This window comes from Gemmatimonadota bacterium, from assembly GCA_009841265.1.
In the GTDB taxonomy this organism is placed as follows: domain Bacteria; phylum JAAXHH01; class JAAXHH01; order JAAXHH01; family JAAXHH01; genus JAAXHH01.
This window is the reverse complement of the sequence record VXMB01000009.1, coordinates 1,362,227-1,385,927: the sequence shown is the minus strand read 5'-3', so window position 1 is coordinate 1,385,927 and position 23,701 is coordinate 1,362,227. Positions and strand designations below refer to the sequence as shown.

The following is a 23,701-nucleotide window of genomic DNA, read 5'->3' as shown; positions in this document are numbered from 1 at the left end:
CATGTCCCTTCCAACAGAAATCAACGTCATCCTGGCCACGGACTGCGGCAGCACGACCACCAAGGCCATCCTGATCGAGCGGCGTGACGGCGCTTACCGTCTAGTCGTTCGTGGCGAAGCGCCGACGACCGTTGAGGCGCCATTCGAGGACGTCACGCGGGGCGTCCTCAACGCGGTGCGCGAGGTGGAGGAGCAGTCCGGCCGCGAGATCCTCGACGGAGAAAGGATCGTGTCGCCCGCCGAGGGCGGCCGAGGGGTGGACATCTACGTTTCGACGAGCAGCGCGGGCGGCGGGCTTCAGATGATGGTGGCCGGCGTGGTCAAGAGCATGACCGCCGAAAGTGCCGAACGGGCGGCCCTGGGCGCGGGCGCCATCGTCATGGAAACCCTGGCGTCCAACGATGGGCGTCGGCCCCACGAGCGCATCGAACGAATACGCCAGCTCCGTCCTGACATGATCCTGCTGTCCGGCGGCGTGGACGGCGGCACGAAGTCCCACGTGGTCGAGATGGCCGAGTTGATCGCCGCGGCGGACCCAAGACCCCGATTGGGCAGCGGCTACGATCTGCCGGTGATCTACGCCGGGAACGCCGACGCCCGTGAAGACATTGCCCGGATCCTGACCGAACGGACGGAACTCAGCCAGGTGGACAACCTGCGGCCCGTGCTCGAAGCGGAGAACCTGGGCCCCGCCCGGGAACAGATCCACACCCTGTTCATGGAACACGTAATGGCCCAGGCGCCTGGGTACGGCGACCTGATGGCGTGGACACACGTGCCGATCATGCCTACGCCCGGCGCCGTGGGACGGATGGTGCGGGTCGTCGCGGAACGAAACGGAATCGACGTGCTGGGCGTTGATATCGGCGGTGCGACCACCGACGTGTTTTCGGTCTTCGGCGGCGCGTTCAACCGGACCGTCAGCGCCAATCTCGGCATGAGCTACAGCATTTCCAACGTGTTGACGGAGGCAGGACTGGAGAACATCGCGCGGTGGCTGCCCTTTGAATTGACCGACGCCGACCTGAAGGACCGCATGGGCAACAAGATGATCCGGCCCACCAGCATTCCCCAGACCATGGAGGAGCTGATCATCGAGCAGGCCGTGGCCCGCGAGGCCCTGCGGCTGGCCTTCGAGCAGCACAGGAACTTCGCCGTCGAGTTGAAGGGCGTGCAACAGCTTAGAACGATATCGGACACCTTCGACCAGCAGACGGGCGGCCGGACCCTGGTCGACCTGATGAACCTGGACCTGGTCATCGGCAGCGGGGGCGTGCTCTCCCACGCGCCGAGCCGGGCGCAGGCCGCGCTGATGATGGTGGACGCCTTCCAACCCGAGGGCATCACGAACCTGGCGGTGGACAGCATCTTCATGATGCCCCACCTGGGCGTGCTGTCGACCGTACATGAAACCGCGGCGCTGGAGGTCTTCGACCGGGATTGCCTCGTCCATCTCGGTCCGTGCGTCGCACCCGTGGGTACCGGATCGCCCGGCACCCCGTGCGCGACTGTAAAGGCGAGGACGGATGACGCGGAATGGACGCACCAGGCGGCCGTGGGCGAACTGGTCGCGATTCCGGCCGGGGAGGCCGAGGAGGTTGCCCTGGAGGTCGTACCGTCCCGGGGATTCGACGCCGGCGCTGGACGGGGCGTGACCGTCGCCCGTACCGTACGGAGCGGCCCCCTGGGCGTGATCATCGACACCCGCGGCAGACCGCTTCAACAGCCGGAGGACGCGGCAGAACGGGTAGAAACGCTGCAGAGGGACTACCGCGCACTCGACCTTTTTCCGGAGTCCGGCTGATGGCCCACGCCTATACATCCGGCCTGCGGGTATCCCCCCGGACCGTCGTTGCCAGGACGCGCCGCCTGCCCCTGAGCGGCCAGGTGCTGGTGGATGTCGGCGACCGGGTACGGCCCGACACGGTGGTCGCCGAAACCTATCTGCCCGGCCCGGTGCACAACGTCAATGTCGCCAATGCCCTGGCCATCGCACCGGAGGAAGTGCCGGGCTGCATGCTCAAGCAACCGGACGAACCGGTGGCGAAGGGCGAGTTGATCGCCGAATCCAGGGGGATCTTCGGTCTGTTCAAGTCCAGCGTTCGGTGTCCCGAAAGCGGCACCATCGAAATGGTCTCGGAAGTGACCGGCCAGGTGCTCATCCGGGAACCGTCGACCCCGGTGCGGATCAACGCCTACCTCGACGGCACGGTCACCGAAACACTGCCCGGGGAGGGCGTCGTGGTGGAAACGGCCGGCGCCTGCATTCAGGGGATTTTCGGCGTGGGGGGCGAAACGTACGCGCCCATACGCCAGATCGTCCAATCGCCCGAAGACGAGGTTACCGGTGAAATGATCGATGACCGCCTGCGGGGCCGGATCGTCTGCTGCGGATCCATGATCACCCTTGACGCGTTGCGTAAGTTGATAGAGGTCGGCGCGTCCGGCGTGGTCGTGGGCGGCATGCGGTACCACGATATCGGCGACCTCCTGGGATACCAGATCGGTGTCGCGGTGACCGGCGGGGAAGACATAGGACTGACCATGATCGTCACCGAAGGTTTCGGACGGCTGCCCATGGCCGAACGCACCTTCGAACTGCTCCGTTCCATGCAGGACCGCGAAGCTTCCCTGAGCGGGGCCACGCAGATCCGGGCCGGTGTGATTCGTCCCGAGATCATCATAAAATCCGATGGCAGCGAGGCGTCCGCGGATCGGGCGGGTCCGGCCGGCCGCGGCCTGGAAGCCGGTTCGCTGGTACGGCTGATCCGAGAACCCTGGTTCGGGGAACTCGCCACGGTGGCGTCGCTGCCCGAACAGCCCGTGCGGCTTCCCACGGGCGCCTTCGCCCGGGTGCTGGAAGCGCACAGGACCAACGGAGCGCTCGTGACGGTGCCCCGTGCGAACGTGGAGATCGTGGAGACCTGATGCACCGTTTCCCAACCACCCGCATACTGTGTGGCGTTCACCATTCGAATGCGCGGCCGCGTGCGGTCTGCGTGTACGCGGCGATCTCCACCTTGCTGCGTGCGGTCTTCGCGTCCGCAGCGGTCTTCTCCCTGCTGCAGGCGGATCCTGTGCTGGCCCAGGCCGGTACAGAATCCGGCTGGTTCAACACGGACCGGACCCAGGCCCTGGTCCTGGGGATCATCCTGACGGGCGCTATTCTGCTTTACGTGGTGCTAGCCTCCGCGGGCCGGCCGCTTTTCATACGCAAGATCGCCGGCCTGGACACGGTGGAGGAAGCCGTGGGACGGGCGACGGAGATGGGCAAGCCCATCCTCTACGTCCCCGGCCTGAACGACATGGACGAGGTACAGACCATCGCGTCCATGAACCTGCTGGGACATCTCGCCACCATCATCGCGGGCTACGACTCCAGGCTGCACGTGCCCGTACGCAAGTCCCTCGTCATGAGCGTGGCCCGGGAAACCGTGCAGCAGTCCTACCTGACCGCGGGCCGCCCCGACGCCTACCAGGAAGACGACATACACTACGTCTCGGATGCGCAGTTCGCATACGCGGCGGCCGTCGACGGCATCATCGTGCGGGAAAAGCCGGCCGCCTGCTTCTACCTGGGCGGGTTCTACGCCGAATCCCTTATCCTGGCGGAAACGGGCAACTCCATCGGGGCCATCCAGATCGCGGGAACGGCAAGACCTCCCCAATTGCCCTTCTTCGTAGCGGCCTGCGACTATACACTGATCGGAGAGGAATTGTTCGCCGCCAGCGCGTACCTGTCCAAGGAACCGCGCATGCTGGGCAGCCTGAAGGGACAGGACGCCGGCAAGGGCATCGCCATCATATTCATCCTGGCCGGCAGTGCGCTGGCCACCCTGGAATCCATTACCGGAAGTGAAACCGTCCGCGAAGTCTCCGAAATCGTACTCTGGCTATTCAGGTAGATCCCATGCGCCGTAGAATACCCCTTATCATCACCTTCATCATCGGCGTGGTCCTGATCACGGGATACTTCGTGACACGGGGCCCCTTCAATACGCTCTACGAGAGTTTCTCGGACTACTTCGCCATCATTACCGTCTTTGCGTTTATCCTCGGCGGAGGGAGCCTGCTCAAGATACACCTGAAACGCGTTTCCAGCCGCGCCGCGGACTGGCCCTACAGCGTGGTCACCCTGGTGGCCTTCCTCGTCACCCTGGTGATCGGTCTGTTCAAGGTGGGCAACCCCGGCGGGATGGGCGGGGAGATCCTGGCCTCGGGTTCCTGGCTTCGGTTCATGTTCGACGGGGTCTACAACCCGCTGTCGGCCACCATGTTTTCCCTGCTGGCCTTCTTCGTCGCCTCGGCTTCCTACCGTGCCTTCAGGGCGCGCACGAAGGAGGCAACCATCCTCCTGTCGGCCGCCATGGTCATCCTGCTGGGCAGGACCCCCGTAGGGGCGTGGCTGACGGCCTGGATGCCGGAAAGCCTGGCCTTCCTCGAGCTGCCGAACCTGGCCAACTGGATCATGGCATGGCCCAATACGGCCGGCCAGCGGGCCATCATGATCGGAATCGCCCTGGGGGTCATCGCGACTTCCCTGCGCATCATCCTGGGGATCGAACGCAACTACCTGGGCCGGGGAGAATAAGCATGCGGATTCCCGATTCCATCCTGCAGATCGACCGCCGGATCATCTTCCTGCTCATCGGGGCGGCGGTCTGCATCCCCCTGCTGCTGAAACCCCGCTTCCAGGACAGCCCCACGCCTATCGTACAGTCGATCTTCGACACCGTGGAACGGCTTCCGTCCGGGTCGCGGGTGTTCCTTTCCTTCGATTACGGCCCGGATACCGCGCCCGAGCTGGATCCCATGGCGAAGGCCCTCGTGCGGCATACGATGACCCGCGGCCACGAAGTGTCCTTCTTCACCCTGTTCCCCGAAGGGGTGGGACAGATCAAGAAGATCACGGACAACCTGCTGCCCGTGGAGTTCCCGGACAAGGCGTACGGGCGGGACTACGTGAACCTGGGGTACAAGGCCGGTCTGGGCGGCGCGATCAACACCATGGTGGTCAACTTCAGGACGCTGGTCAACGCCGACGCGGAGGGCACGCCGCTCGACGATCTTCCCATAACCGCGGACGTGGACGAGATGGTGGACTACGTCATCATCCTGAGCCTGACCGCGGGGGACCCCGGACTGAAGGAGTGGATCCAGTTTGCGGGCGACATCGCGGGAATTCCCGTCATGGGCGGCGGCACGGCCGTGGTGGCGCCGGAACTCTATCCCTACTATCCCCAGCAGCTGGTCGGGTTGATGGGCGGCCTCAAAGGGGCTTCCGAGTACGAGTCCGCCCTGGTGGACCGGTATCCGGCCTACCGGAACGCCACGATGGAGGCCACCATGCGCATGGGTCCCCAGGTCGTGACCCACGTGCTGATCGTCCTGCTGGTCCTGCTGGGCAACCTGGCCTACTTCCTCGGCCGGGCGGGCCGCGCGGACCGGACAGGCCGAACGGGACAGGCAGGCCGAACGAGCCATGGGGGCCGGGTCTGACGCCGGCCATAGAGGACCATTTATGGACGTAACGCTGATGCTATGGATCGACGCGGCCCTCACGCTGATGATCCTCAGTTTCCTGTACCGGGACAATCCATTCTACAAGTTCGCCGAACACCTGTTCGTCGGCGTTTCGGCCGCTTACCTGATGGCCGTAGGGTTCTGGGACCACCTGGTGCCGAATCTGCTCGGCAAGCTGTTCCCTTCGCTCATGTCGGGCGTCGTGCCCGGCGCCGTGGACAGGTCGCCGGACTACTACTACCTCATCCCCGCCGTCTTCGGCCTGCTGCTGCTCACCCGCCTGATCGACCGCTGGGCCTGGCTCAGCCGCTGGGCCCTGGCCTTCATCGTCGGCGGCGCGGCGGGATTCAACCTGCCCCGCTTCCTCGATTCGGACTTCATCATCCAGGTCCAGAGCACCATGATCCCCCTCGTGGTGCTCGACGCATCAGGCAACCTGCTCTGGGGCGCCAGCTTTTCCCACATCGTGCTCGTCCTGGGCGTGATCTGCGGCCTGGTGTACTTCTTCTTCTCCGTGGAGCACAAAGGCGTGCTGGGACAAGTGTCCCGCGCGGGCATCTGGGTGCTGATGGTGACCTTCGGCGCGGCATTCGGGTACACGGTCATGGCGCGCATCTCCCTGCTGACCGGCCGGATGGAAGCCCTGGGCGCCTGGCTCGGTTCGATCTTCTGAATAAGCGTAGCGTTCGGCACCTGCGACCATGATTTCTGTTGCGCACGGCCCTGGTCCGCTGTTACTTACTGAACCGTTCTTTTCGGTCCCGGCGCGTTCCGCCGGGAGAGGGTGCACACGCGCAAGGAAGTTTCATGAAAGCCATCATTCCCGTCGCTGGCAGCGGCAGCCGATTGCGCCCCGTCACGCTTGAAACCCCCAAGGCCTTGGTCCCCGTCGCCGGCAAGCCGGTGTTGGAATACCTGCTCGACCAGGTAACCGGCATGGGCATCCGCGACGTCGTGCTGGTGATCTCGCCATCGGGTGACGCCATCCGCCGGTACGTCGACCGGCGGGATGACCTCGAAGCCCGGTACGTCGTGCAACGCGAGCCGCTCGGGATCGGACACGCCGTGCACCTGTGTGCGGACCTCGTGGATGACGAGCCGCTCCTGGTCCTGCTGGGAGACGTCATCTATCTTTCTGATTTCGCTTTCCTGGCCGGGGAGCCGTCCGGCAACGCCATTGGCGTCAAGCGGGTCTCCGGTGACCTGAGCCGGTACGGACTGGTTGAAGTCGAGGACGGTCGGATCACCCGGCTGGTGGAGAAACCCGATCATCCCGAATCGGATCTCGCGATCGCCGGGATCTACTGTTTCTCCAGTCCGCGGTCGCTCATGGAAGGTCTGGAAACCCTGGTAAGGTCCGGCCGAAGGACCCGGAACGAGTATCAGCTGACGGACGCCCTGCAGTGGATGGTGGAACAGGGCGAACACCTGGTCCCCTTTGAAGTCGACGACTTGTACGACTGCGGCACGCCGGACCGCCTGCTGGAGGCCAACAGGCGGTTGCTCGACCTGAATGGGGGACGTTGCGACATTCCCGGCAGCGTGATCATTCCGCCGGTAGCCATCGCGTCCGACGCCCGTGTCCACCGGTCCGTCATCGGACCCTACGTCGCCATCTCGTCCCGGGCTTCCGTCGCCCGCACCGTCGTCCGTGACGCCACCATCGGAAGCCACGCCCGTATCGAGAACTGCGATCTCAGGGGTTCCATCGTTACCCCCCATGCCGTCCTGGCCGATACAGTAAGGCGAGTTTCGGTCGGCCGGGGTGGTCTGGGCAGCCCGCACAGCCCCGAAGGCCCGCACAGTCCGGACGGCGTGGAAAGCGCACACTGCGAAGTTTTCGTCTGACAGATTACCGAAACCACGAACCCGATCGTTCCCGACCCACGGGTCGATCATCAGGAGCATGACGCATGACACCCGGTTACCTCTTCACTTCCGAATCCGTTACCGAAGGCCATCCCGACAAGGTCGCCGACCAGATCTCCGACGCGGTGCTGGACGCCGTCATCGAACAGGACCCCTACGCCCGCGTGGCCTGTGAAACCTTCGTCACGACGGGCCTGGTGGTCGTTGGTGGGGAAATCACGACGGACGGCCACGTGGACGCGCAAAGCGTGGCCCGCGAGACCGTCAAATCCATCGGGTATACGGATTCCGGGTTCGGGCTGGACTGGGAGTCATGCGGCGTGGTCGTCTCCCTCGACCAGCAGTCGGCCGACATCGCCATGGGGGTGGACCGGCAGGGCGCGGGCGACCAGGGAATGATGTTCGGCTACGCGACCAACGAGACCCCCGAGATGATGCCTCTGCCCATCACGCTGGCCCACCGGCTGACCCGGAACCTCGCGGCGATCCGGAAGAACGGCGCGGCCCCGTATCTGCGTCCCGACGGTAAATCGCAGGTCACGGTGGAATACGTCGATGGCCAGCCCCGCCGGATCGACACGGTGGTCATCGCCGCCCAGCACGACCCGGACGTTTCGAATGAGCAGATCCGGGAGGACATCGTCAACGAGGTAATCGGTCCCGCGTTGCCGGAGGAGTTGATCGACCCGGGCCGGATCAAGTACCACGTCAACGCGACCGGTCGTTTCGTCACCGGCGGACCCCAGGGAGACGCCGGCCTGACGGGCCGGAAGATCATCGTGGACACCTACGGCGGTTACTGCCGCCACGGGGGCGGGGCCTATTCGGGCAAGGACCCGACCAAGGTGGACCGCTCGGCTTCCTACGCGGCCCGCTACGTGGCCAAGAACGTCGTCGCGGCCGGACTGGCCGAGAAATGCGAGATCCAGCTCGCTTACGTCATCGGCGTGGCGGAGCCGGTTTCCGTCAACGTCAATTCCTTTGGTACCGGCGCGGCCGATGACCTGGAGATCACCCGTCTGATCCGCAAGCACTTCGACCTGACGCCCCAGGGCATCATCGAAAGCCTCGACCTGCGCCGGCCGATCTACCGCCCCACGGCGTCATACGGGCACTTCGGCCGCAACGAAGCGGGCTTCACCTGGGAGAATTGCGACAAGGCGGAGGAGCTCAGGAACCACGCCTGAGCTGTAAAGTGCTCACTTAGGCGCTCGGACAAGCAGTATAAGGGCCAGCAGGCAGAAGAGGGCGTTTGCGCCCCAGGCCGCCGCCATGGGCTCGAGCAATCCCGCGTGTCCGAAGGCCTGGGCAAAGCGGAGCAGCCCCCAGTATACGAAACATATGCCGATACTCAGGGCGAATCCCACCGCTACGCCGCCCCGTCTCAGGTGAGAGGCCAGCGCTCCGCCCAGCAGCACGATGATCAGCCCCGCGCTGGGAAAGGCGATCTTCAGGTTGAGGTCCACCAGGTAGCCCTGCACGTCTCCGCCTCCGCGCCGGACGTTCTGTATCAACTGGTCGAGTTCGTCGTAGCTCATCTCCTCGGGACGTTTCTGCCCACGCATGAAATCTTCCGGCGTTTCGGACCATCTGTCCTGTTCCAGTTCGGCGAATGTTATGTATTCGGACAATCCGCCTCCCGTCCGGAACCGCCGTTCCACCCCGTTGGAAAGCAGCCAGCGCCCGTCCTTCCAGGCGGCGCTTTCCGCCGAGAGCACGCTGGAGACGAGGCCGTCGCGGAATTCGGTGACGAAAACCCCCGTGCCCTCCGCGTCGCGTCCGTCGAATACGCGGATATAGAACTGGCGCCCTCCCTCTCCCCTGAAATACACGTCGTTCCGGACGTGCTGCCCTGCTCCGCCCTGCAGGTCGACGTGTTCCGACTGGATTTCGGCCCGTTTCATGCTCGTATGGGGCACGAGCCATTCCCCGGCCCAGAACAGGCACGCGCTTACCACCGCGCTGACGAGGAGCAGGGGCCGCAGCAGCCGGTACACACTGAGCCCCGATGCCTTCATGGCGGTCAACTCGCCCAGTCTGGTCAGTTGGCCGAATGTATACAGGCTGGCGAGCAGCAGGCTGACGGGAATCGTGAGTACGAAGATATAGGGCGTGTAATAGACGTAGTAGAGCGCGATGTATACCGGGGCCACCTCGCGGTCGAGGAAACGATCCAGTTGCTCGATGAGATCGACCACGAAGAAGATGCTGACGAAGGCGACCAGACTGACGGCGATGGCGGAGACGAACAGGCGGAGCACGTACCGGGTGATCAGGGACATGTAACGGCGTTCCTCCGGTGGTATCGAAGCGAATTGAAGCGTGTCCAGGCGCGACCAGGCTGTTCAGGCTGACCGTCAGATGCGGTCCCGGCCAGTAACCCAGACCAGGAAGGCACCGGGAACGCCGATGACGATATTCGCCGCCCACATCGCCCAGACGGGATCGATCATGTCGCGGTCCGCCAGTTCTTCACCGCCGAGCAGACAGGCCCAGTACAGCAGGAAGAAGCACAGGCTGACGCCCACGCTGACGCCGATGCTGCCGCGGCGGATGCGAACCCCCAGCGGCGCGCCGATCAGCACGAAGACGAAACAGGCCGCTGAAATGGCGTACTTCTTGTGGATCTCCACGATGTAGCTGTTCTTCTGCCGCTGTCTCAGCGAGACCGTCCGCTCCGCCCGTGCTCTCGCCGCCTCGAGGGAATCCGCCTTCGCATCCGGGTAAATCGGCCCGGGTACCAATTTTGCGGATGCTGCGTCGATCTCTTGTTGCCATTCATCGATTCTGGCGCGCATCATCTCGATGTTCAGCTCGCGGTCGCCCCGGATTCCCGCCTCCGACCGCTGGACGCCGGCCGGCTCGGTGCGGATCGTGAATCGCTGCCGCTCGAAGATCTCTTTGAAATAGCGCCCCGATGATTCGTCCTGCTGAAGCAGTTCTCCGTCGTACAGCATGAGATCGAGCCGGCTCCCCGTCTCGTTGACGTGGAATTCACCGGACTCCGCCGTCATGAGGCGCGGGTAGCGCAGGTTCCCCGTCTCGTAGATGGTGATACCGGAGATTTCGTTGTTTCTCGGGTTGACCCGGTCGATCAGGATGCTGTATCCCGGAATGTCCTTCATGAATATGTTTGCGTTGAAGAGCAACGTGGGACGCGCACGGTGGATGTCGTTCATGAGCGAACGCGCCCGGTAGTTGGCTTCGGGCAGTATGACGTCCATGAAGAACAGGTGGCCGCTCCCAAGGAGGATTCCCGCTGCCAGGACCGGCGAGACCATCTGGAAGAAACTGACGCCGCCTGCCTTGAGCGCGGTGACCTCGTTATCGGCCGAAAGCCGGCCGAAGGCCATGAGGCTGGCGACCAGCACGGACATGGGGATCGATACGGCGACGATCCATGCCAGGTTGAGGAAAAACACCTCGAGCACGATGAACAGGTCGAGGTTCTTTCCGATGATGAGGTCGGCGATCTGAAATATGATGTCCATCACGAGGATGAACGTGATGACCACGAAGGAGAAAAGAAAGGGACCGACGTGCGCCTTGAACACGTATCGGTAGAGGTGAACCGGGAGGGTCATGGGCCAATCGGGAGGATAACGGGCCGGGGGAGGGCATTCCGGCGCGTCCGATGTCGGGTTCCGTCAACAATAGTTACGATGTTTTTAAAAGGTCCCTCGACTATTCGAATATAGCGTGCGATACCGGGGATTAGCAAGCGGTTTTATCCCGCGCGGCGGTCCCGGGACAGGGGGAAATTCGCTTGACTCGCTCTGTGTATCGCGCTATACTCATTTCACTATTTTCCATATAAGGAGCATCCCCAATGGCCAGTTTGAATAAAGTCATTCTGATCGGTAATCTCGGCGCGGATCCCGAGATGAGGTACACGCCTGCCGGCCGGGCCGTAGTAAACTTCCGCATGGCCACGACGCGCCAGTGGAACACGCAGGACGGAGAACGGCGGGAAGAAACGGAATGGCACCGTATCGTGGCCTTTTCGAAACTGGCGGAGATCTGCGGCCAGTATCTCAAGAAAGGCGCGCCGGTGTATGTCGAAGGACGGCTGCAGACCCGTTCCTGGGAGGATCAGAACGGGATGAAACGGTACATGACCGAGATCGTGGCGAACGAGATGCAAATGCTGAGTGCCCGCCAGCAGAATGAGCTTGCATCGGACGCGCCCGGAGGAACCAAAAGCACGGCGACGGAAGTGCCGCCTTCTTCGCCCGAGTCCGATTCCGACGACGATCTTCCGTTTTGACGCCATTCGCGGGATAGCCCGTTCGTCGCAACCGGTTGCTCCTTCCAACGTGGGCCTGTAGTGAGAACCCATGACCGTTAGACTTAGCGGCAACGGGCTTCCCCGAATATCGATCCTTATTGCCCGCCAGGAACCCGTCGAACCGCTGATCAGGTGGTTGAGCGGCGCAGGTTACCCCTTAACGGAACTGCATTACACCGTTGTTGAAGACCTCCACGCTCGTATACCCGATTCAGACGTCCTGCTCATCCAGACGGACCGGCCCCGGTCGGTCCTTCCTTTCGTGATGGACGAACTGCGGTCGCGCGGGTTCCGGCACGCCCCCGCGGTCATCGTCCTGACCGGCTGTGACGCCATCGGCGACCTCGACGTCACCCGGGGAATCGACGATTTCATCTGCGCGCCATACAACGTCCGCGAGTTCGATCTTCGCATCAAGAACGTCCTCTGGCGGCGCCACAGCGTGCAGATCCAGGATATGATCGTCTGGGGCGACCTGCTGATCAACCTGGGCAACTACGAAGTCACGATCCGGGGCAAGGCGATCGACCTGACCCTCAAGGAGTACGAGTTGCTCAAGCACCTGGCCCGGCACAGGGGACGGGTGTTTACGCGGGACGAGCTGCTGACCGCCGTCTGGGGATACGATTATTTCAGCGGTACGAGGACGGTGGACGTGCACGTGAGACGGCTGCGCATGAAGATCGAACGCCACGGCGTGCATATCATCACGACCGTCCGGGGCGTCGGCTACAAATTCGGAGATTGAGATGCGCAGGACTTCCCTGATCCTGTTCACCCTGGTGTGCGTGATCTTCGGATGCGCGTACTACAATACGTTTTACAACGCCAGGAAAGCGTTCAAGGAAGGGGAGCGGATACGGCTCTACCAGCAAACTCCCGATGGCGGCATACCGCCCCTGGCCCTTGCGTCCTACGAGCTTGCCGTCGAAAACGCGGGTCTCGTCCTGCGGGATCACCCCGGAAGTTCCTATGTAGACGACGCGCTGGTACTGATCGGTGACGTCCGGTCGATCCAGGGACAGCATCTGCAGGCTATCAAGCGATATGAGCAGGTGCTGAGGCTGTTCCCGGACGGCGAATTTACCGGCCACTGCGTTTTTTCCCTGGGCAACAGCCTCCTCAACGCGGGAGATTCCACCCGGGCCGATGAGCAGCTGGAACGCTTCGTCAGGGAGTTTCCCGGCAGCGACCGGTTTCCGGACGCCCTGATGCTTCGGGGAAAGATCGCCCTGGGCGGCGCCCGCTACGGGGAATCCGTCGCGCGGTTCCAGGAAGTGCTGGAAACGCGGCCCGGCGATGAACGGGAGGCGGAAGCCAGGTACAACATCGCACTTGCCAGGCTGGAGGAGCATCGGTTCTCCGAAGCCAGGGAACAACTCGCACATGCCATCGAGCAGGCACGGACCCGGAAGCTCAAGTTTCAGGCGGCTTACATGCTGGGTGAAAGCCTGCGGCGCGAGGGGGATCTGCCGGCTGCGCTGCGGACATTCGAGTCGTTGCTGGATCAGCGCGCCTTCAGCGACTACCACCCAGAGGTCATGCTGGCGATCGCCGCGTGCCAGGCTGAAATGGACTTGCATGATTCGGCCGTCTCCACGTACGAGTCGCTCATCACCTATTTCGAGTCCGACCGGAGTCACGCGGAGGAAGTCTCCCGGGCCATGTTCGAACTGGGGGAACTATACCGGACCGCGGGGGATCTCGATCTGACGGAGCATTGGTATGACGAGGCGCGGCGCACGAGTCCGCGTTCGTTCTGGGTCGGGGATGAGGCCGACAGGAAGCATGGCGCCATACGCGAACTGCGGCGCTTGGACGGAAACCTCGGAAACCTGCTGGCCGCGATGGAAGCGATGAAATCCTCCGGCGATCCCGATTCGAATACCTCGTCGAACTACGCGAAACTGACGGAAGACGCGGTCGGCCTGCGATACCAGCTGGCGGAACTGTACCTGTTTCAGCTGGAGATGGCCGACTCGGCCCTGAGCCAGTACCGCGCCATTGAAGAAGGGTCGAATGATCCCTCCATGGCCGCCAAGGCCGCCTTCGCAAGGGGCTGGATACTCGACGAGATGCTGAATGACCCGGATAACGCCAGTTCGGTCTTCGATTCCATCGCCGTTCGGTATCCCGGGACCGCGCACGCCGTGGAAGCAGCCATCCTGCGGTCGAAACCCATCGTAGGTGAACTGCCCCCGGACCGGCTGTTTTCCGAGGCGGAACGGCTGCTTTTCGAAGCCGACCGGCCGGACTCCGCGCGCGGGCTCTACGAACTGGTCCTCCAACGGGATCCGGATGGTGAATACGCGCCGCAGGCGCTTTATGCATTGGGCTGGCTTGCCGAGACGCATTTCGACGATCCGGACACCGCCCTCGACCGCTATCGCGAAATCGTGGAACGCCATCCCCGGTCGGAACAGGCAAATTCCGTCCGTGACAAGATCCGCCTCATGGAGGAACTGCTTCCCGCCCCGGCCCCGGCTCCGGACAAATGATGCGTTGACATTCGGCCCGGCCGGCTGTATTGTAGTGGAGCATGTCCACCATCCCCATCTGCCAGTACGGCGCCGAAATCCTCACCAACCGTGAAATCGGTCCCGGCCTGTACTGGATCGACCTGCTGGCACCCGAAATCACACGACACGCCCTGCCCGGTCACTTCGTACACCTGATCGCTTCCGATGTCTCGGAGGACAGCAGCAGGCAGACCTGGCTCCGTCACACCCCCCTGCTCAGGCGTCCCTTCAGCATTGCCGAACGGGATCCGGAACGAGGCGTTTTCGGGCTCATATACCGGATTGTCGGCGGCGGCACCGAGATCCTGGCGACGCGGCGCCGCGGAGAACGGGTCGACGTGCTCGGACCCCTGGGAAAGACGTTCGAGCCGGTGCACGCGGGCCGGCCGGTGGTCATGGTCGCCGGGGGCGTCGGCGTGGCGCCCTTTCTCTCCCTGGCCCAGGAGACGGCAAGAGATGGACGGGCGCGGCCGGCCGAAATGACGGTGCTCTTCGGCGCGGCCACGGCGGGCCTCTTGAGTGGGGAAGAGAAATTCCGCGAATACGGGGTCGACGTCAGGCTGGCGACCGACGATGGTACGACGGGCTACCACGGCCTGGTGACGGACCTGCTGGAACGGGAACTGGCCTCCTCGCCCCGGCGATGCGCCTATCTCTATGCCTGCGGTCCGACGCCCATGATGCGGCGTTGCCAGGAAATCGCACGAGAAGCCGGTATTGACGGACAGGTCTCCCTCGAGGGGATCATGCCCTGCGGCGTGGGCGTGTGCATGGCCTGCGTCGTGGCCTGTACCGACCCCGGTGCACGGTCTTCGTCCCAACGCTACGAGCGGGTCTGCGACGCCGGTCCGGTGTTCGACATGCAGGAGGTCGTGCTGTGACGGCAACACCCGATTTGACGGTAAATATCGGTGCGCTGAAGCTTAGGAATCCCGTGCTCGCTGCATCGGGCACCTTCGGATACGGATCGGAGTACGGCCGGTTCGTGGATCTCTCCGATTTCGGCGGCATCGTCACGAAAACGCTCACGCCCGAGCCCTGGCCGGGCAATCCTCCGCCCCGGGCCGCGGAGACGGCCGCCGGCATGCTCAATTCCATCGGACTGCAGAACGTGGGCGTGAAGGCCTTCATCCGGGACAAGATGCCGTATTTGAGAAAGGTGGACACCGCGTTGATCGTCAACGTGGGCGGAGGTCCGGTTGAGGAGTTCGTCTACGTGACCGAACGCCTGTCGGACTGCGAGGGCATTGATGCCCTGGAGATCAACATGTCCTGCCCGAACGTGTCCGGGGGCATGGACTTCAGCACCGATCCACGGCGTGCGGCGGAACTGGTTTCCACGCTGCGGGGCATCACGGAACTGCCGATCATCGCCAAACTCACGCCGAACGTTACGGACATCGCGGAGATCGCCCGCAGTGTCGAAGAGGCCGGCGCCGACGCCATATCGGCCATCAACACCCTGCGAGGCATGGCGGTGGACATTCGCACGCGCCGCCCCATGCTCGGCGCCGTCACGGGGGGGCTGTCGGGTCCGGCCATCAAGCCCGTGGCCGTTGCGGCCGTCTACCGGATCGCAAGCCAGGTGACCGTCCCGGTCATCGGCATCGGCGGTATCATGAGCGGAGAAGACGCCGTGGAGTTCCTCGTGGCGGGCGCCACGGCCGTCCAGGTGGGCACGGCGACCTTCGTGGAACCCCGCGCCGGACCGTCTGTCGCGCGTACGCTGGCCGAATGGTGCGCCGCCTCGGAAGTGCACTCGGTCCGCTCGCTGATCGGAAGCATACAAACACCTTCACAAGAGGACGCCCCATGTCACCGTTCGTAGATAGTCTGAATCGCGCCCGGGCCGTGGCGAACAGCCTGGTCTGCGTGGGGCTCGATCCGGACCTGGATCGATTCCCGAAGCACCTCAGGTCGGGACCGGACGCGTTGTTCGAGTTCAACCGGGCGATCATCGAGCACACCTCGGATCTCGTTTCGGCCTACAAGCTGAACATCGCGTTTTTCGAGGTCATGGGCTCGAGGGGCTACGAAGCGCTGGAGCGCACGCTCACGGTGATACCGGATGGGGTCGTGGTCATCTGCGACTGCAAGCGGGGAGACATGGGGAACAGTGCCCGCATGTACGCGAAGGCGCTGTTTGAGCATTTCGGTTTCGACGCGGTGACCGTCAATCCCTACCAGGGACGGGATTCCGTGCAGCCCTTCCTGGACTACACCGACCGGGGGGTTTTCATCCTCTGCCTGACATCCAATGAAAGCTCCCGTGAATTCCAGTACCTGTCCGTCAACGGACACCCGCTGTACCTGGAGGTGGCCAGCGCGGCCAGGTCGTGGAACACCACCCGGAACGCGGGCCTGGTCGTGGGGGCCACGCAGGCGGAATCCCTGGCGGGTATCCGCGCCGTCGCGCCCGACATGCCTCTGCTGATCCCCGGGATCGGCACCCAGGGCGGCGACCTGGAAACGGTCATCCGCGAAGGCGTCGACGAGCATGGCGGCGGACTACTCATTAATTCCTCCCGGAGCATCCTCTATTCCTCCGGCGGCTATGACTTCGCCGAGTCTGCCCGGGCGGCCACCTTTCGGCTCAGAGACGAGATCAACGACCTGTTGCCCTGAATGCACGCCTCTTGGTGCATCTCCCGCCCGCGCCCGGCGAATGAACGCCCCGCGCGAATAAACGCCCCCTGTGAGTAAACGCCCCACGCTGTCCAGGAGAACCGAAGACATGGAGACGAACTTCGAGGTCCGCAGTTTCGACGCGGAGATCACGAAGGAAGCATATGACCGGCTGCCCAAGCTGCCCCTCTACATCGTCCTGGACAACCTGCGCAGCGCATTCAACGTGGGTTCCATCTTCCGGACCTGCGATATCCTGCGGGTGAAGGGCCTTTTCCTGTGCGGATACACGGCCTGTCCACCCCACGCGAAGCTGGAGAAGACCGCCCTGGGCACCATCGATTACGTCCCCTGGCGTTACTTCGAAACGGCCGTCGACGCGGTCGAATGCCTGCAGGATCGCGGCATCGCGGTGTGGGCCGCCGAAACTACGTCGGAGTCGGTGTCGTACGACGCCGCGGTGTTTCCGGACGAACTGGCCATTGTGCTCGGCAACGAGGCGCTCGGGGTGGGCCGGGATGTGCTGGAGCGTTGCGACGGCCTGGTCGAGATCCCTACGCGGGGCTACAAGAATTCACTGAACGTGGCGTCCGCCTGCGCCGTCCTGGGATTCAAGGCGCTGGAGACGATGGAAGATACTCGAGGCGGTTCGGGAGGATGACGCCGGTAGGTTACGGGTCGCTCGACCAGATCTTCTTGCCGACGAAGAACGGTCCGAGCGAATCGATGTACAATGCGGTCTGCTGGGTCTTGCGCATGTCCTGCACGACCCGCGACAGCGGGTAGAGTTCCTTGCCGATAAGTCCGATGACGAAGTCGTTGTCCGCCTCGTCCAACCCGTAGCAGGCCAGACGGATGTCGTGGGCGAAGTCGGCCCGGCCGTAGGCCCGACCGATGTGGGCGTGCTCCATCAGGATCTGGCGCTGTTCCTTGTGTTCGAGTCGTGCGAATGCGCCGTTGCGCCGCAGCGGGTACCAGATGACCCAGGGCCAGTCGGGGTTGAGCACGGTATTGCGCGGCCGGTGGATGAGTGATTCCATCAGATCCGGCTCGAATCCCATGGAGTAGGTCCTGCCGAGCATCGTCATGGACCCGCGGCGGTCCAGGACATCGAAAGGCCGTTCCGTCAGCAGGCTCCGTACTTCGGATACGAAGGTGTCGGGATCTTCGGCGAGAAACAGCACGCCGATGCCCACGGGATCGTTGACGTCGAGGTACACCGCGGCGTCCAGACCGGAATCCCTGAGCCTGGCCGCAATGTCCCCTGCCATTGACCGGGTCTGCCGAGGCTGGCCAGGCTGACCAGGCTGACCAGGCTGACCAGGCTGACCAGGCTGACCGGCGGATCCGGCGCCGGACAGGGTGAACACGTTGAGCTGCATGTACAGCCGTGTTTCGGCCGTCTGGGGCTGCCCGTCAACGGGCGCTCCGCGTTCAAGGATGTCGGGGGTTTTCCCGGTTTCTTCGCTCAATGCGCTTCCCTGTTGCGTATTCCGCGAAATCGTGCGAAATTCCGATGGATCCGACCTTGCGTAACTTACGCGCGAACCGGTAGCAAGGCAAGGAAATACGGGGTCTGAACACCATGCGGGGAGGAAGCTTGTCGAACTACGACGCACTGCTCCTGGTATCCTTCGGAGGCCCCGAAGGTACGGACGATGTCATCCCCTTCCTCGAGCGCGTGCTCAAGGGCCGGCGCGTCCCCCGGGAACGGATGATGGAGGTCGCGGAACACTATCACCATTTCGATGGGGTCAGCCCGATCAACGGCCAGAACCGTGCGCTGATCTCCGCCCTGGAAGAGGCATTGGAAACCCGCGACCATTCCCTGCCGGTCTACTGGGGAAACCGGAACTGGCATCCCCTGCTTTCGGAAACGGTCGGGCGCATGGCCGCGGACGGAATCCGGCGGGCGCTGGCCTTCGTCACGTCCCCGTACAGCTCCTGGTCAAACTGCAGGCAGTACCTGGAGAACATCGAGGATGCCCGTCGCGACGCGGGGTGCGGCGCACCGGTGATCGAGAAAATCAGGCCCTTTTTCAATCATCCGGGATTCATCGAAACGATGGCGGCGCGCGTTCGCTCCGCGCTGGATCGCCTGCCGGAGGAACGCCGTCCGCGGGCGCACCTCGTGTACACCGCCCACAGCATACCCCTGGCCATGGCCGGCGGCTGCGCCTACGAAGCGCAGCTCCGCGAAGCGTCCCGGCTCATCAGTGAGCGCGTGGGCATGTCCTCCTGGTCGCTGACCTTCCAGAGCCGCAGCGGGCCGCCCGCGCAGCCCTGGCTGGAACCCGACGTCTGCGACTACATCCGGTCATTCCACGAATCGGACGCGGCTGATCGAGAGATCGTGGTGATCCCCGTGGGATTCATCTCCGACCACATGGAGGTGGCCTACGACCTGGACGTGGAAGCGCGGGCCTGCTGCGATGAACTCGGGGTGCGCATGGTTCGGGCGGAGACGGCGGGGACCCATCCCCGCTTCGTGGACATGATCGTGGAGCTCGTCGAAGAGCGGTTATCCCCGGGGTCGGCCAGGCCGGCCGAGGGCGTCCTGGGTCCCTGGCCCGATCGATGTCCACCGGACTGCTGTCCTCCCGGCAGGTAGGCCAGTTGCTACGCGCCGATCGTCCTCAGTCCGGAATTCCCCACTTATCCATGGGTACGGTGGAACGCACCCGGTGCATGCCCGCATCGGCGAAACGGCCGAAGGCCTCCTCCGCCTCTTCGGTAAAGTCGATCACACCGGGCACGACGACCGGCGAGGTGCAGTCCTCCAGCAGGCAGACGCGCGGGATCATGGACGGCTCGCGCGCTGCGAACGCCGACCGGAGATCCTCCACTGTCCACGCCACGCAGTGGCTTTTGGCCTGCCCGGCCACGATGACAGCGTCGAAGGTCATCAGGTGATCGACCAGCGGGGTGTTCTTCACACCCAGCGGGGTGTTCTTCACACCCAGCGGGCGGCCTTCGGCATCTTCCGTCACTTCGGGGCGTAACGCGGAGTAGTATTCCGTGAGGGCATGGTTCCCCTTGATCTCGAAGCGCGTCTGCCGGCTCCGGGCGATGCCGTGAAAGATCGCCGCTTCCTCTACGGCGGAGACTAGGGCGTGGCCGATCCCCCCGAGCATGGCGTGGTAGGGCCAGATCATGAGGGGATACTTGCCGTCCCGCGTGAGGCGCCGGACGTAATGCAATGCGTAGGCGGAAAGATCGACCCGATCGCTGTACCAGGCCTCCACGGCCGGATTGACGCGCCAGGTTCCCGCTTCCACGTCGTCCGAGGTGATGATGGTCTCGCCCCCGGTGGGATGTCCGCCGTCCCGGTCTACCCAGAATACCGGATGGAAGACCTGCTGGGCCGTGTGGGTGTCCAACGTGGCGATGATTTCAGAAATGGAATGGAGGTTGCGGTAGATAAAGGCGCAAAGCCGCTTGTTGTCCTCCACGGCGCCTCGGCCGCTTCGGCCACCCACGAAGAGTTCGAACTCGGGGAGACAGAAGGTGTTCTGGCAGTCCACCAGGAGCAGCGCGGTGCGGCATTCATCTTCGATCGATGGTCGGATCCCGTGTTCCGCCGCCCACGCGCGGGCATCGGCCGCCCGTTCTCCGTAGGGGACGCGCCAATAGGACTCGACGGAATCGGGTCGGTAGTGGGGCGGTACTTCGCCGGATGGTCTAAAGCGCATCGGGGATGCGTTCCAGGTCCGCCAGCCAGGCAGCCGGCGAAGCATCGGACGGCATCCGCCAGTCGCCGCGGGGAGAGATGCAGGTCATGCCGACCTTGGGTCCTTCGGGCAGGCAATTCCGTTTGAACTGGTTCTGGAAGAACCGGACGATGAAGACGCGGAGCCAGGCCTTGATTTCAGGGAGTCCGTACTTCCCCTCGAAGGCGTGCAGCGCCATCCGGGCTATACGGGAAGGCAAAAAGCCGAAACGCAGGAAGTAGTAGATGAAGAAGTCGTGCAGCTCGTAAGGCCCGATCTCTTCTTCGGTTTTCTGTGCGATCTCGCGATCGCTCGGGGGCAGCAGTTCCGGCGAGATGGGCGTATCGAGAATGTCCAGCAATACCTCGCGGACTTCCGGCTCTTCCGCGAAGACCTCGTCGGCCGTCCAGTTGATCAGGTAGGAAATGAGGGTCTTGGGTATCCCGGCGTTGACCCCGTAGTGGCTGGCGTGGTCGCCGAACATGGTGCACCAGCCCAGCGCCAGTTCCGAGAGGTCCCCCGTACCGAGCACGATGCCCCTGACCTGGGCGGCCGTGGCGAGCTCCTCCAGCTTCCGCGTCCATGCCTGCGTGTTCTCGTAGACGAGGTCTTTCTTGTCCTCCGAATGCTCGATGTCTCCGAAGAACTTCCGCACCGCGGGTTTGATGTCGATCTCCCGGAACGTGGCGCCGACGGAGCGGATCAGGGCGCAGGCGTTCGTGTAGGTACGATCCGTGGTGCCCAGTCCCGGCATGGTCAGGGCCACGATGCGGGACCTGGGCAGGTCGAGGAGGTCCATGGTGTGCACCGCCACGTTCAGGGCGTGGGTCGAATCCTGGCCGCCGGAGACCGCCACGACGACGCGCCGGGCATCCTCGGGCAGCGATCTGAGCTTGGTCGCCAGTCCCGTGGACTGGATCATGAAGACCTCGCGGCACCGCTGGCTGCGTTCCGCCGGATTCTGGGGTACGAAGGGATGGGCGGGTATGTCGCGATGGAAGGTCCGATGCGCCTGTTCATGGCCCCTTTCCGTGGTATCGGTATCCGCATCCCCGGCCTGTCCGGACCGGAAGCCCGGCAGGGAGACGGACCGCCAGGATGACTTATAGTCCATGGCGTTCTGCCGGAACGAACCCTGGACGCCGCGCTCCAGCACCAGCGCCTCCACGTCCACGTCGGCCGTGATGCAGGTCCCGTCCAGTTGAAAGCGTTCCGTTTCCGCCAGCATGTAACCTCGCTCGGTGATGAACCCGTGGCCGTCCCAGACCACGTCCATGGTCGATTCCCCGAAGCCCGCCGCGGCGTACATGTGTACGGCCTCGTTGCGTCCCGAGGATGCCAGGATGAGGTCCTCGCGGTACTGCGCCTTGCCGATGACGATGTTCGACGCCGAGAGATTGGCGAGTATGGTCGCCCCCGCCAGCGCCGCCCGGCTGGCCGGCGGGACCGGCACCCAGTCGTCTTCGCAGATCGTCGGGTAGATCACCACCCTGGGATCGTCCGTGCGCAGGAGCACGTCTGGTCCGAAAGGCGCGTCCCGGCCGCAGAGGGAAACGGTATCCGTCTGCGCTTCAGCCGCCCGGGCGAAGTACCGCGTCTCGTAGAATTCGCGGTACTGGGGAAGATAGGTCTTGGGCGTTACCGCGAGGATTTCCCCGCGGCTGCAGGTCACCGCGACGTTGAAGACCGCGTGGTCCAGCCTCAGGGGCATGCCGATGCTGAAGGCCAGGTCGAGCCCATCCGTGCCGGCGAGCAACGCTTCCAGGGCCTCCAGGACGCCTTCCAGCAGCGCCTGGGAGTGGAAGAGGTCGGCGCAGGTGTAGCCGGTGAGACTCAGTTCGGGGAAGAGCACGTAAGAAGCGCCCTGCTTACCGGCCGCTTCAATCTGCTCGAGGTGATGGGCCACGTTCTCCGCGGGATCGCCCACGCGTATGCGGGGTACGGCGATGGCCAGGCGGACGAAGCCGTGGCTGCGAATGTCGAGGAACTGGTCGGGTGAAAATTTCGGGTCCATGGTCACCATATCTCGCAGCGATTCCGTGCGAACCGGCTTGATCCGGCATCCCGGCCGGCGGTCCACACCGCACGCCGGCGGGGTCCATACCACACGCCGGCAGGCTTTCCGTCACGAAAAAGATAAGGGATCAGCAATTGGACAGGCAAGACGCAATTTACGGCGCGCCAACGGGTTCAGGGTCGTCAGTCTTTCTCGATCAGCCGGCCCTTCCCGTCATGACCGACCTCCACGGTGTCGCGCCCCTGCCTCCTTCTGCGCATCCGGTCCCGGTACCGCAGGGGCATTTCCCGGCGGCGCCAGGCGAGGAATCCGCGCTCATGCCGGTCCCGGTTCCGAAGCGACGGCGGCGCTGGAATGGCGATGGTCCCATGAGTGATGGCGGTCTGCTTGCGGGACAGGGCCACGATTTCCCCTTTGCTCACGATCAGCGTGACGCCGACGTTGGCTTCGACGATGGGCACGCCGTTCTCGCGCGCCCGGGCGAGCACGGCCCGGTCCTGGGCGCGGGCCGTCGACCCGAAGGAAGGAATGAGCAGGTAGTTGGCGCCGTCGAGCACCGGTATGCGGGCGATATCCGGGTTCCACCGGTCGTTGCAGATGACCATGCCGGCCCGCCCGTAGGGGGTGTCGAAGGCGCGGCTTTTCTTGCCGAGGCGGTTGAACCACCAGGAACGGTGATGCCCCTCGGCCAACTGCATCTTGTGGTACTTGCCCCGCAGCCGTCCCCGGTGGTCGAGGAATACCGCGCAGTTGTAGACTTCGCCCCCGATCCGCTCGGCGAGACCGAAGGCGAGACAGATGTTCAACGATCTTGCGAGTTCGCGGAACCGCCCGATGACCGGGCTGCGCATGGTGAGCGAAACGCGGTTCATTTCCTCCGGTGAGATCTCGCCGTCGATGATCTCGTTGACCACGTAGCCTTCCAGCACGCCTTCCGGCGCGACGGCGAGTTCGGCCCCGTCGGCCGCGGCCTCGCGAAACATCTCTTCGAGCCGGGCCGCGTTCCTGCACAGGTCCAGCTTGACCGGTTTGAACGACAGCGCTGCAACACGCACGTCTCTGAACATGTTACGCCTCCTGATAACAGGCTAGAAGCATTGCGGTATTGCGACTCATTCAATATATTGCGCCCGATCGCTTCTGTGCAACG

22 protein-coding genes are annotated in these 23,701 nt (G+C 63.9%); 16 read left to right on the top strand and 6 right to left on the bottom strand.

Translation table 11 applies throughout. The annotated features are described in order from the left end of the window. Window position 1 precedes the first annotated feature (1 nt). From F4X08_10875 to F4X08_10840, 8 genes are all read left to right on the top strand, one after another. Window positions 2–1,804: a methylaspartate mutase gene (locus tag F4X08_10875; GenBank protein MYD26302.1), complete on the top strand. Its 1,803-nt coding sequence runs from the start codon at window positions 2–4 to the stop codon at window positions 1,802–1,804. Further along, a complete protein-coding gene (locus tag F4X08_10870; protein ID MYD26301.1) occupies window positions 1,804–2,928 on the top strand; it encodes a hypothetical protein in 1,125 nt (374 codons plus the stop codon). The genes F4X08_10875 and F4X08_10870 overlap by 1 nt, the downstream gene beginning before the upstream one ends. Further along, the gene (locus F4X08_10865; protein ID MYD26300.1) at window positions 2,928–3,905 is read left to right on the top strand and encodes a hypothetical protein; all 978 of its coding nucleotides are present in this window, start codon (window positions 2,928–2,930) and stop codon (window positions 3,903–3,905) included. Before F4X08_10870 ends, F4X08_10865 begins: the two co-directional genes overlap by 1 nt. 5 nt (window positions 3,906–3,910) lie before the next feature. After that, window positions 3,911–4,591: a hypothetical protein gene (locus tag F4X08_10860; GenBank protein MYD26299.1), complete on the top strand. Its 681-nt coding sequence runs from the start codon at window positions 3,911–3,913 to the stop codon at window positions 4,589–4,591. A gap of 2 nt (window positions 4,592–4,593) precedes the next feature. Then, window positions 4,594–5,499 (top strand): hypothetical protein, encoded by a 906-nt coding sequence (locus tag F4X08_10855; GenBank protein MYD26298.1) that lies wholly within the window; start codon window positions 4,594–4,596, stop codon window positions 5,497–5,499. A 22-nt stretch (window positions 5,500–5,521) separates the two neighbouring features. Continuing rightward, window positions 5,522–6,196, top strand: coding sequence for a hypothetical protein (locus F4X08_10850; protein ID MYD26297.1), 675 nt, complete (start codon window positions 5,522–5,524; stop codon window positions 6,194–6,196). A gap of 134 nt (window positions 6,197–6,330) precedes the next feature. Next, window positions 6,331–7,371, top strand: coding sequence for an NTP transferase domain-containing protein (locus F4X08_10845; GenBank protein MYD26296.1), 1,041 nt, complete (start codon window positions 6,331–6,333; stop codon window positions 7,369–7,371). A 65-nt stretch (window positions 7,372–7,436) separates the two neighbouring features. Further along, window positions 7,437–8,579, top strand: coding sequence for a methionine adenosyltransferase (locus F4X08_10840; GenBank protein MYD26295.1), 1,143 nt, complete (start codon window positions 7,437–7,439; stop codon window positions 8,577–8,579). A 12-nt stretch (window positions 8,580–8,591) separates the two neighbouring features. On the opposite strand, the gene F4X08_10835 is transcribed toward F4X08_10840, so the two are convergent. Together F4X08_10835 and F4X08_10830 are read right to left on the bottom strand one after the other, a co-directional pair. Continuing rightward, the gene (locus F4X08_10835) at window positions 8,592–9,674 is read right to left on the bottom strand and encodes a YjgP/YjgQ family permease (GenBank protein MYD26294.1); all 1,083 of its coding nucleotides are present in this window, start codon (window positions 9,672–9,674) and stop codon (window positions 8,592–8,594) included. A gap of 75 nt (window positions 9,675–9,749) precedes the next feature. Beyond that, window positions 9,750–10,976: a YjgP/YjgQ family permease gene (locus F4X08_10830; protein MYD26293.1), complete on the bottom strand. Its 1,227-nt coding sequence runs from the start codon at window positions 10,974–10,976 to the stop codon at window positions 9,750–9,752. 245 nt (window positions 10,977–11,221) lie between these two features. Here F4X08_10830 and F4X08_10825 point away from each other — a divergent pair, with 245 nt between their 5' ends. From F4X08_10825 to F4X08_10795, 7 genes are all read left to right on the top strand, one after another. Continuing rightward, entirely contained in the window at window positions 11,222–11,659 is a 438-nt protein-coding gene (locus tag F4X08_10825; protein MYD26292.1) for a single-stranded DNA-binding protein, read from the top strand. A 286-nt stretch (window positions 11,660–11,945) separates the two neighbouring features. Continuing rightward, window positions 11,946–12,428, top strand: a complete 483-nt coding sequence (locus F4X08_10820) for a response regulator transcription factor (GenBank protein MYD26291.1) — start codon at window positions 11,946–11,948, stop codon at window positions 12,426–12,428. Between the two features lies 1 nt (window position 12,429). Next, a complete protein-coding gene (locus F4X08_10815) occupies window positions 12,430–14,178 on the top strand; it encodes a tetratricopeptide repeat protein (GenBank protein MYD26290.1) in 1,749 nt (582 codons plus the stop codon). A 41-nt stretch (window positions 14,179–14,219) separates the two neighbouring features. Then, window positions 14,220–15,080, top strand: coding sequence for a dihydroorotate dehydrogenase electron transfer subunit (locus F4X08_10810; GenBank protein MYD26289.1), 861 nt, complete (start codon window positions 14,220–14,222; stop codon window positions 15,078–15,080). After that, entirely contained in the window at window positions 15,077–16,027 is a 951-nt protein-coding gene (locus F4X08_10805; protein ID MYD26288.1) for a dihydroorotate dehydrogenase, read from the top strand. Before F4X08_10810 ends, F4X08_10805 begins: the two co-directional genes overlap by 4 nt. Further along, the gene (gene pyrF, locus F4X08_10800; GenBank protein MYD26287.1) at window positions 16,012–16,824 is read left to right on the top strand and encodes an orotidine-5'-phosphate decarboxylase; all 813 of its coding nucleotides are present in this window, start codon (window positions 16,012–16,014) and stop codon (window positions 16,822–16,824) included. The genes F4X08_10805 and pyrF overlap by 16 nt, the downstream gene beginning before the upstream one ends. 109 nt (window positions 16,825–16,933) lie before the next feature. Next, on the top strand, window positions 16,934–17,485 hold the full coding sequence (locus F4X08_10795) for an RNA methyltransferase (protein MYD26286.1): 552 nt from the start codon (window positions 16,934–16,936) through the stop codon (window positions 17,483–17,485). A gap of 10 nt (window positions 17,486–17,495) precedes the next feature. Here the strand turns inward: F4X08_10795 and F4X08_10790 are convergent, their stop codons facing one another. Next, window positions 17,496–18,296 (bottom strand): chlorite dismutase family protein, encoded by an 801-nt coding sequence (locus tag F4X08_10790; protein MYD26285.1) that lies wholly within the window; start codon window positions 18,294–18,296, stop codon window positions 17,496–17,498. A gap of 113 nt (window positions 18,297–18,409) precedes the next feature. Here F4X08_10790 and F4X08_10785 point away from each other — a divergent pair, with 113 nt between their 5' ends. Further along, the gene (locus F4X08_10785) at window positions 18,410–19,435 is read left to right on the top strand and encodes a ferrochelatase (protein ID MYD26284.1); all 1,026 of its coding nucleotides are present in this window, start codon (window positions 18,410–18,412) and stop codon (window positions 19,433–19,435) included. A gap of 25 nt (window positions 19,436–19,460) precedes the next feature. Here the strand turns inward: F4X08_10785 and F4X08_10780 are convergent, their stop codons facing one another. From F4X08_10780 to F4X08_10770, 3 genes are all read right to left on the bottom strand, one after another. Next, window positions 19,461–20,516, bottom strand: coding sequence for an isochorismatase (locus F4X08_10780; protein ID MYD26283.1), 1,056 nt, complete (start codon window positions 20,514–20,516; stop codon window positions 19,461–19,463). Then, on the bottom strand, window positions 20,506–22,548 hold the full coding sequence (locus tag F4X08_10775) for an NAD(+) synthase (protein MYD26282.1): 2,043 nt from the start codon (window positions 22,546–22,548) through the stop codon (window positions 20,506–20,508). The genes F4X08_10780 and F4X08_10775 overlap by 11 nt, the downstream gene beginning before the upstream one ends. Window positions 22,549–22,733: 185 nt before the next feature. Next, entirely contained in the window at window positions 22,734–23,618 is an 885-nt protein-coding gene (locus F4X08_10770; GenBank protein MYD26281.1) for a carbon-nitrogen hydrolase family protein, read from the bottom strand. Window positions 23,619–23,701: the final 83 nt, after the last annotated feature.

What these genes read in the sequence shown, in the direction of transcription:
- F4X08_10785 (MYD26284.1), top strand. Translation starts at nt 18,410, where the DNA reads ATGCGGGGAGGAAGCTTGTCGAACTACGACGCACTGCTCCTGGTATCC.
- F4X08_10865 (MYD26300.1), top strand. Translation starts at nt 2,928, where the DNA reads ATGCACCGTTTCCCAACCACCCGCATACTGTGTGGCGTTCACCATTCG.
- F4X08_10855 (MYD26298.1), top strand. Translation starts at nt 4,594, where the DNA reads ATGCGGATTCCCGATTCCATCCTGCAGATCGACCGCCGGATCATCTTC.
- F4X08_10860 (MYD26299.1), top strand. Translation starts at nt 3,911, where the DNA reads ATGCGCCGTAGAATACCCCTTATCATCACCTTCATCATCGGCGTGGTC.
- F4X08_10815 (MYD26290.1), top strand. Translation starts at nt 12,430, where the DNA reads ATGCGCAGGACTTCCCTGATCCTGTTCACCCTGGTGTGCGTGATCTTC.
- pyrF (MYD26287.1), top strand. Translation starts at nt 16,012, where the DNA reads ATGTCACCGTTCGTAGATAGTCTGAATCGCGCCCGGGCCGTGGCGAAC.
- F4X08_10850 (MYD26297.1), top strand. Translation starts at nt 5,522, where the DNA reads ATGGACGTAACGCTGATGCTATGGATCGACGCGGCCCTCACGCTGATG.
- F4X08_10820 (MYD26291.1), top strand. Translation starts at nt 11,946, where the DNA reads ATGGACGAACTGCGGTCGCGCGGGTTCCGGCACGCCCCCGCGGTCATC.
- F4X08_10825 (MYD26292.1), top strand. Translation starts at nt 11,222, where the DNA reads ATGGCCAGTTTGAATAAAGTCATTCTGATCGGTAATCTCGGCGCGGAT.
- F4X08_10780 (MYD26283.1), bottom strand. Translation starts at nt 20,516, where the DNA reads ATGCGCTTTAGACCATCCGGCGAAGTACCGCCCCACTACCGACCCGAT.
- F4X08_10830 (MYD26293.1), bottom strand. Translation starts at nt 10,976, where the DNA reads ATGACCCTCCCGGTTCACCTCTACCGATACGTGTTCAAGGCGCACGTC.
- F4X08_10875 (MYD26302.1), top strand. Translation starts at nt 2, where the DNA reads ATGTCCCTTCCAACAGAAATCAACGTCATCCTGGCCACGGACTGCGGC.
- F4X08_10810 (MYD26289.1), top strand. Translation starts at nt 14,220, where the DNA reads ATGTCCACCATCCCCATCTGCCAGTACGGCGCCGAAATCCTCACCAAC.
- F4X08_10870 (MYD26301.1), top strand. Translation starts at nt 1,804, where the DNA reads ATGGCCCACGCCTATACATCCGGCCTGCGGGTATCCCCCCGGACCGTC.
- F4X08_10845 (MYD26296.1), top strand. Translation starts at nt 6,331, where the DNA reads ATGAAAGCCATCATTCCCGTCGCTGGCAGCGGCAGCCGATTGCGCCCC.
- F4X08_10770 (MYD26281.1), bottom strand. Translation starts at nt 23,618, where the DNA reads ATGTTCAGAGACGTGCGTGTTGCAGCGCTGTCGTTCAAACCGGTCAAG.
- F4X08_10840 (MYD26295.1), top strand. Translation starts at nt 7,437, where the DNA reads ATGACACCCGGTTACCTCTTCACTTCCGAATCCGTTACCGAAGGCCAT.
- F4X08_10835 (MYD26294.1), bottom strand. Translation starts at nt 9,674, where the DNA reads ATGTCCCTGATCACCCGGTACGTGCTCCGCCTGTTCGTCTCCGCCATC.
- F4X08_10795 (MYD26286.1), top strand. Translation starts at nt 16,934, where the DNA reads ATGGAGACGAACTTCGAGGTCCGCAGTTTCGACGCGGAGATCACGAAG.
- F4X08_10775 (MYD26282.1), bottom strand. Translation starts at nt 22,548, where the DNA reads ATGGACCCGAAATTTTCACCCGACCAGTTCCTCGACATTCGCAGCCAC.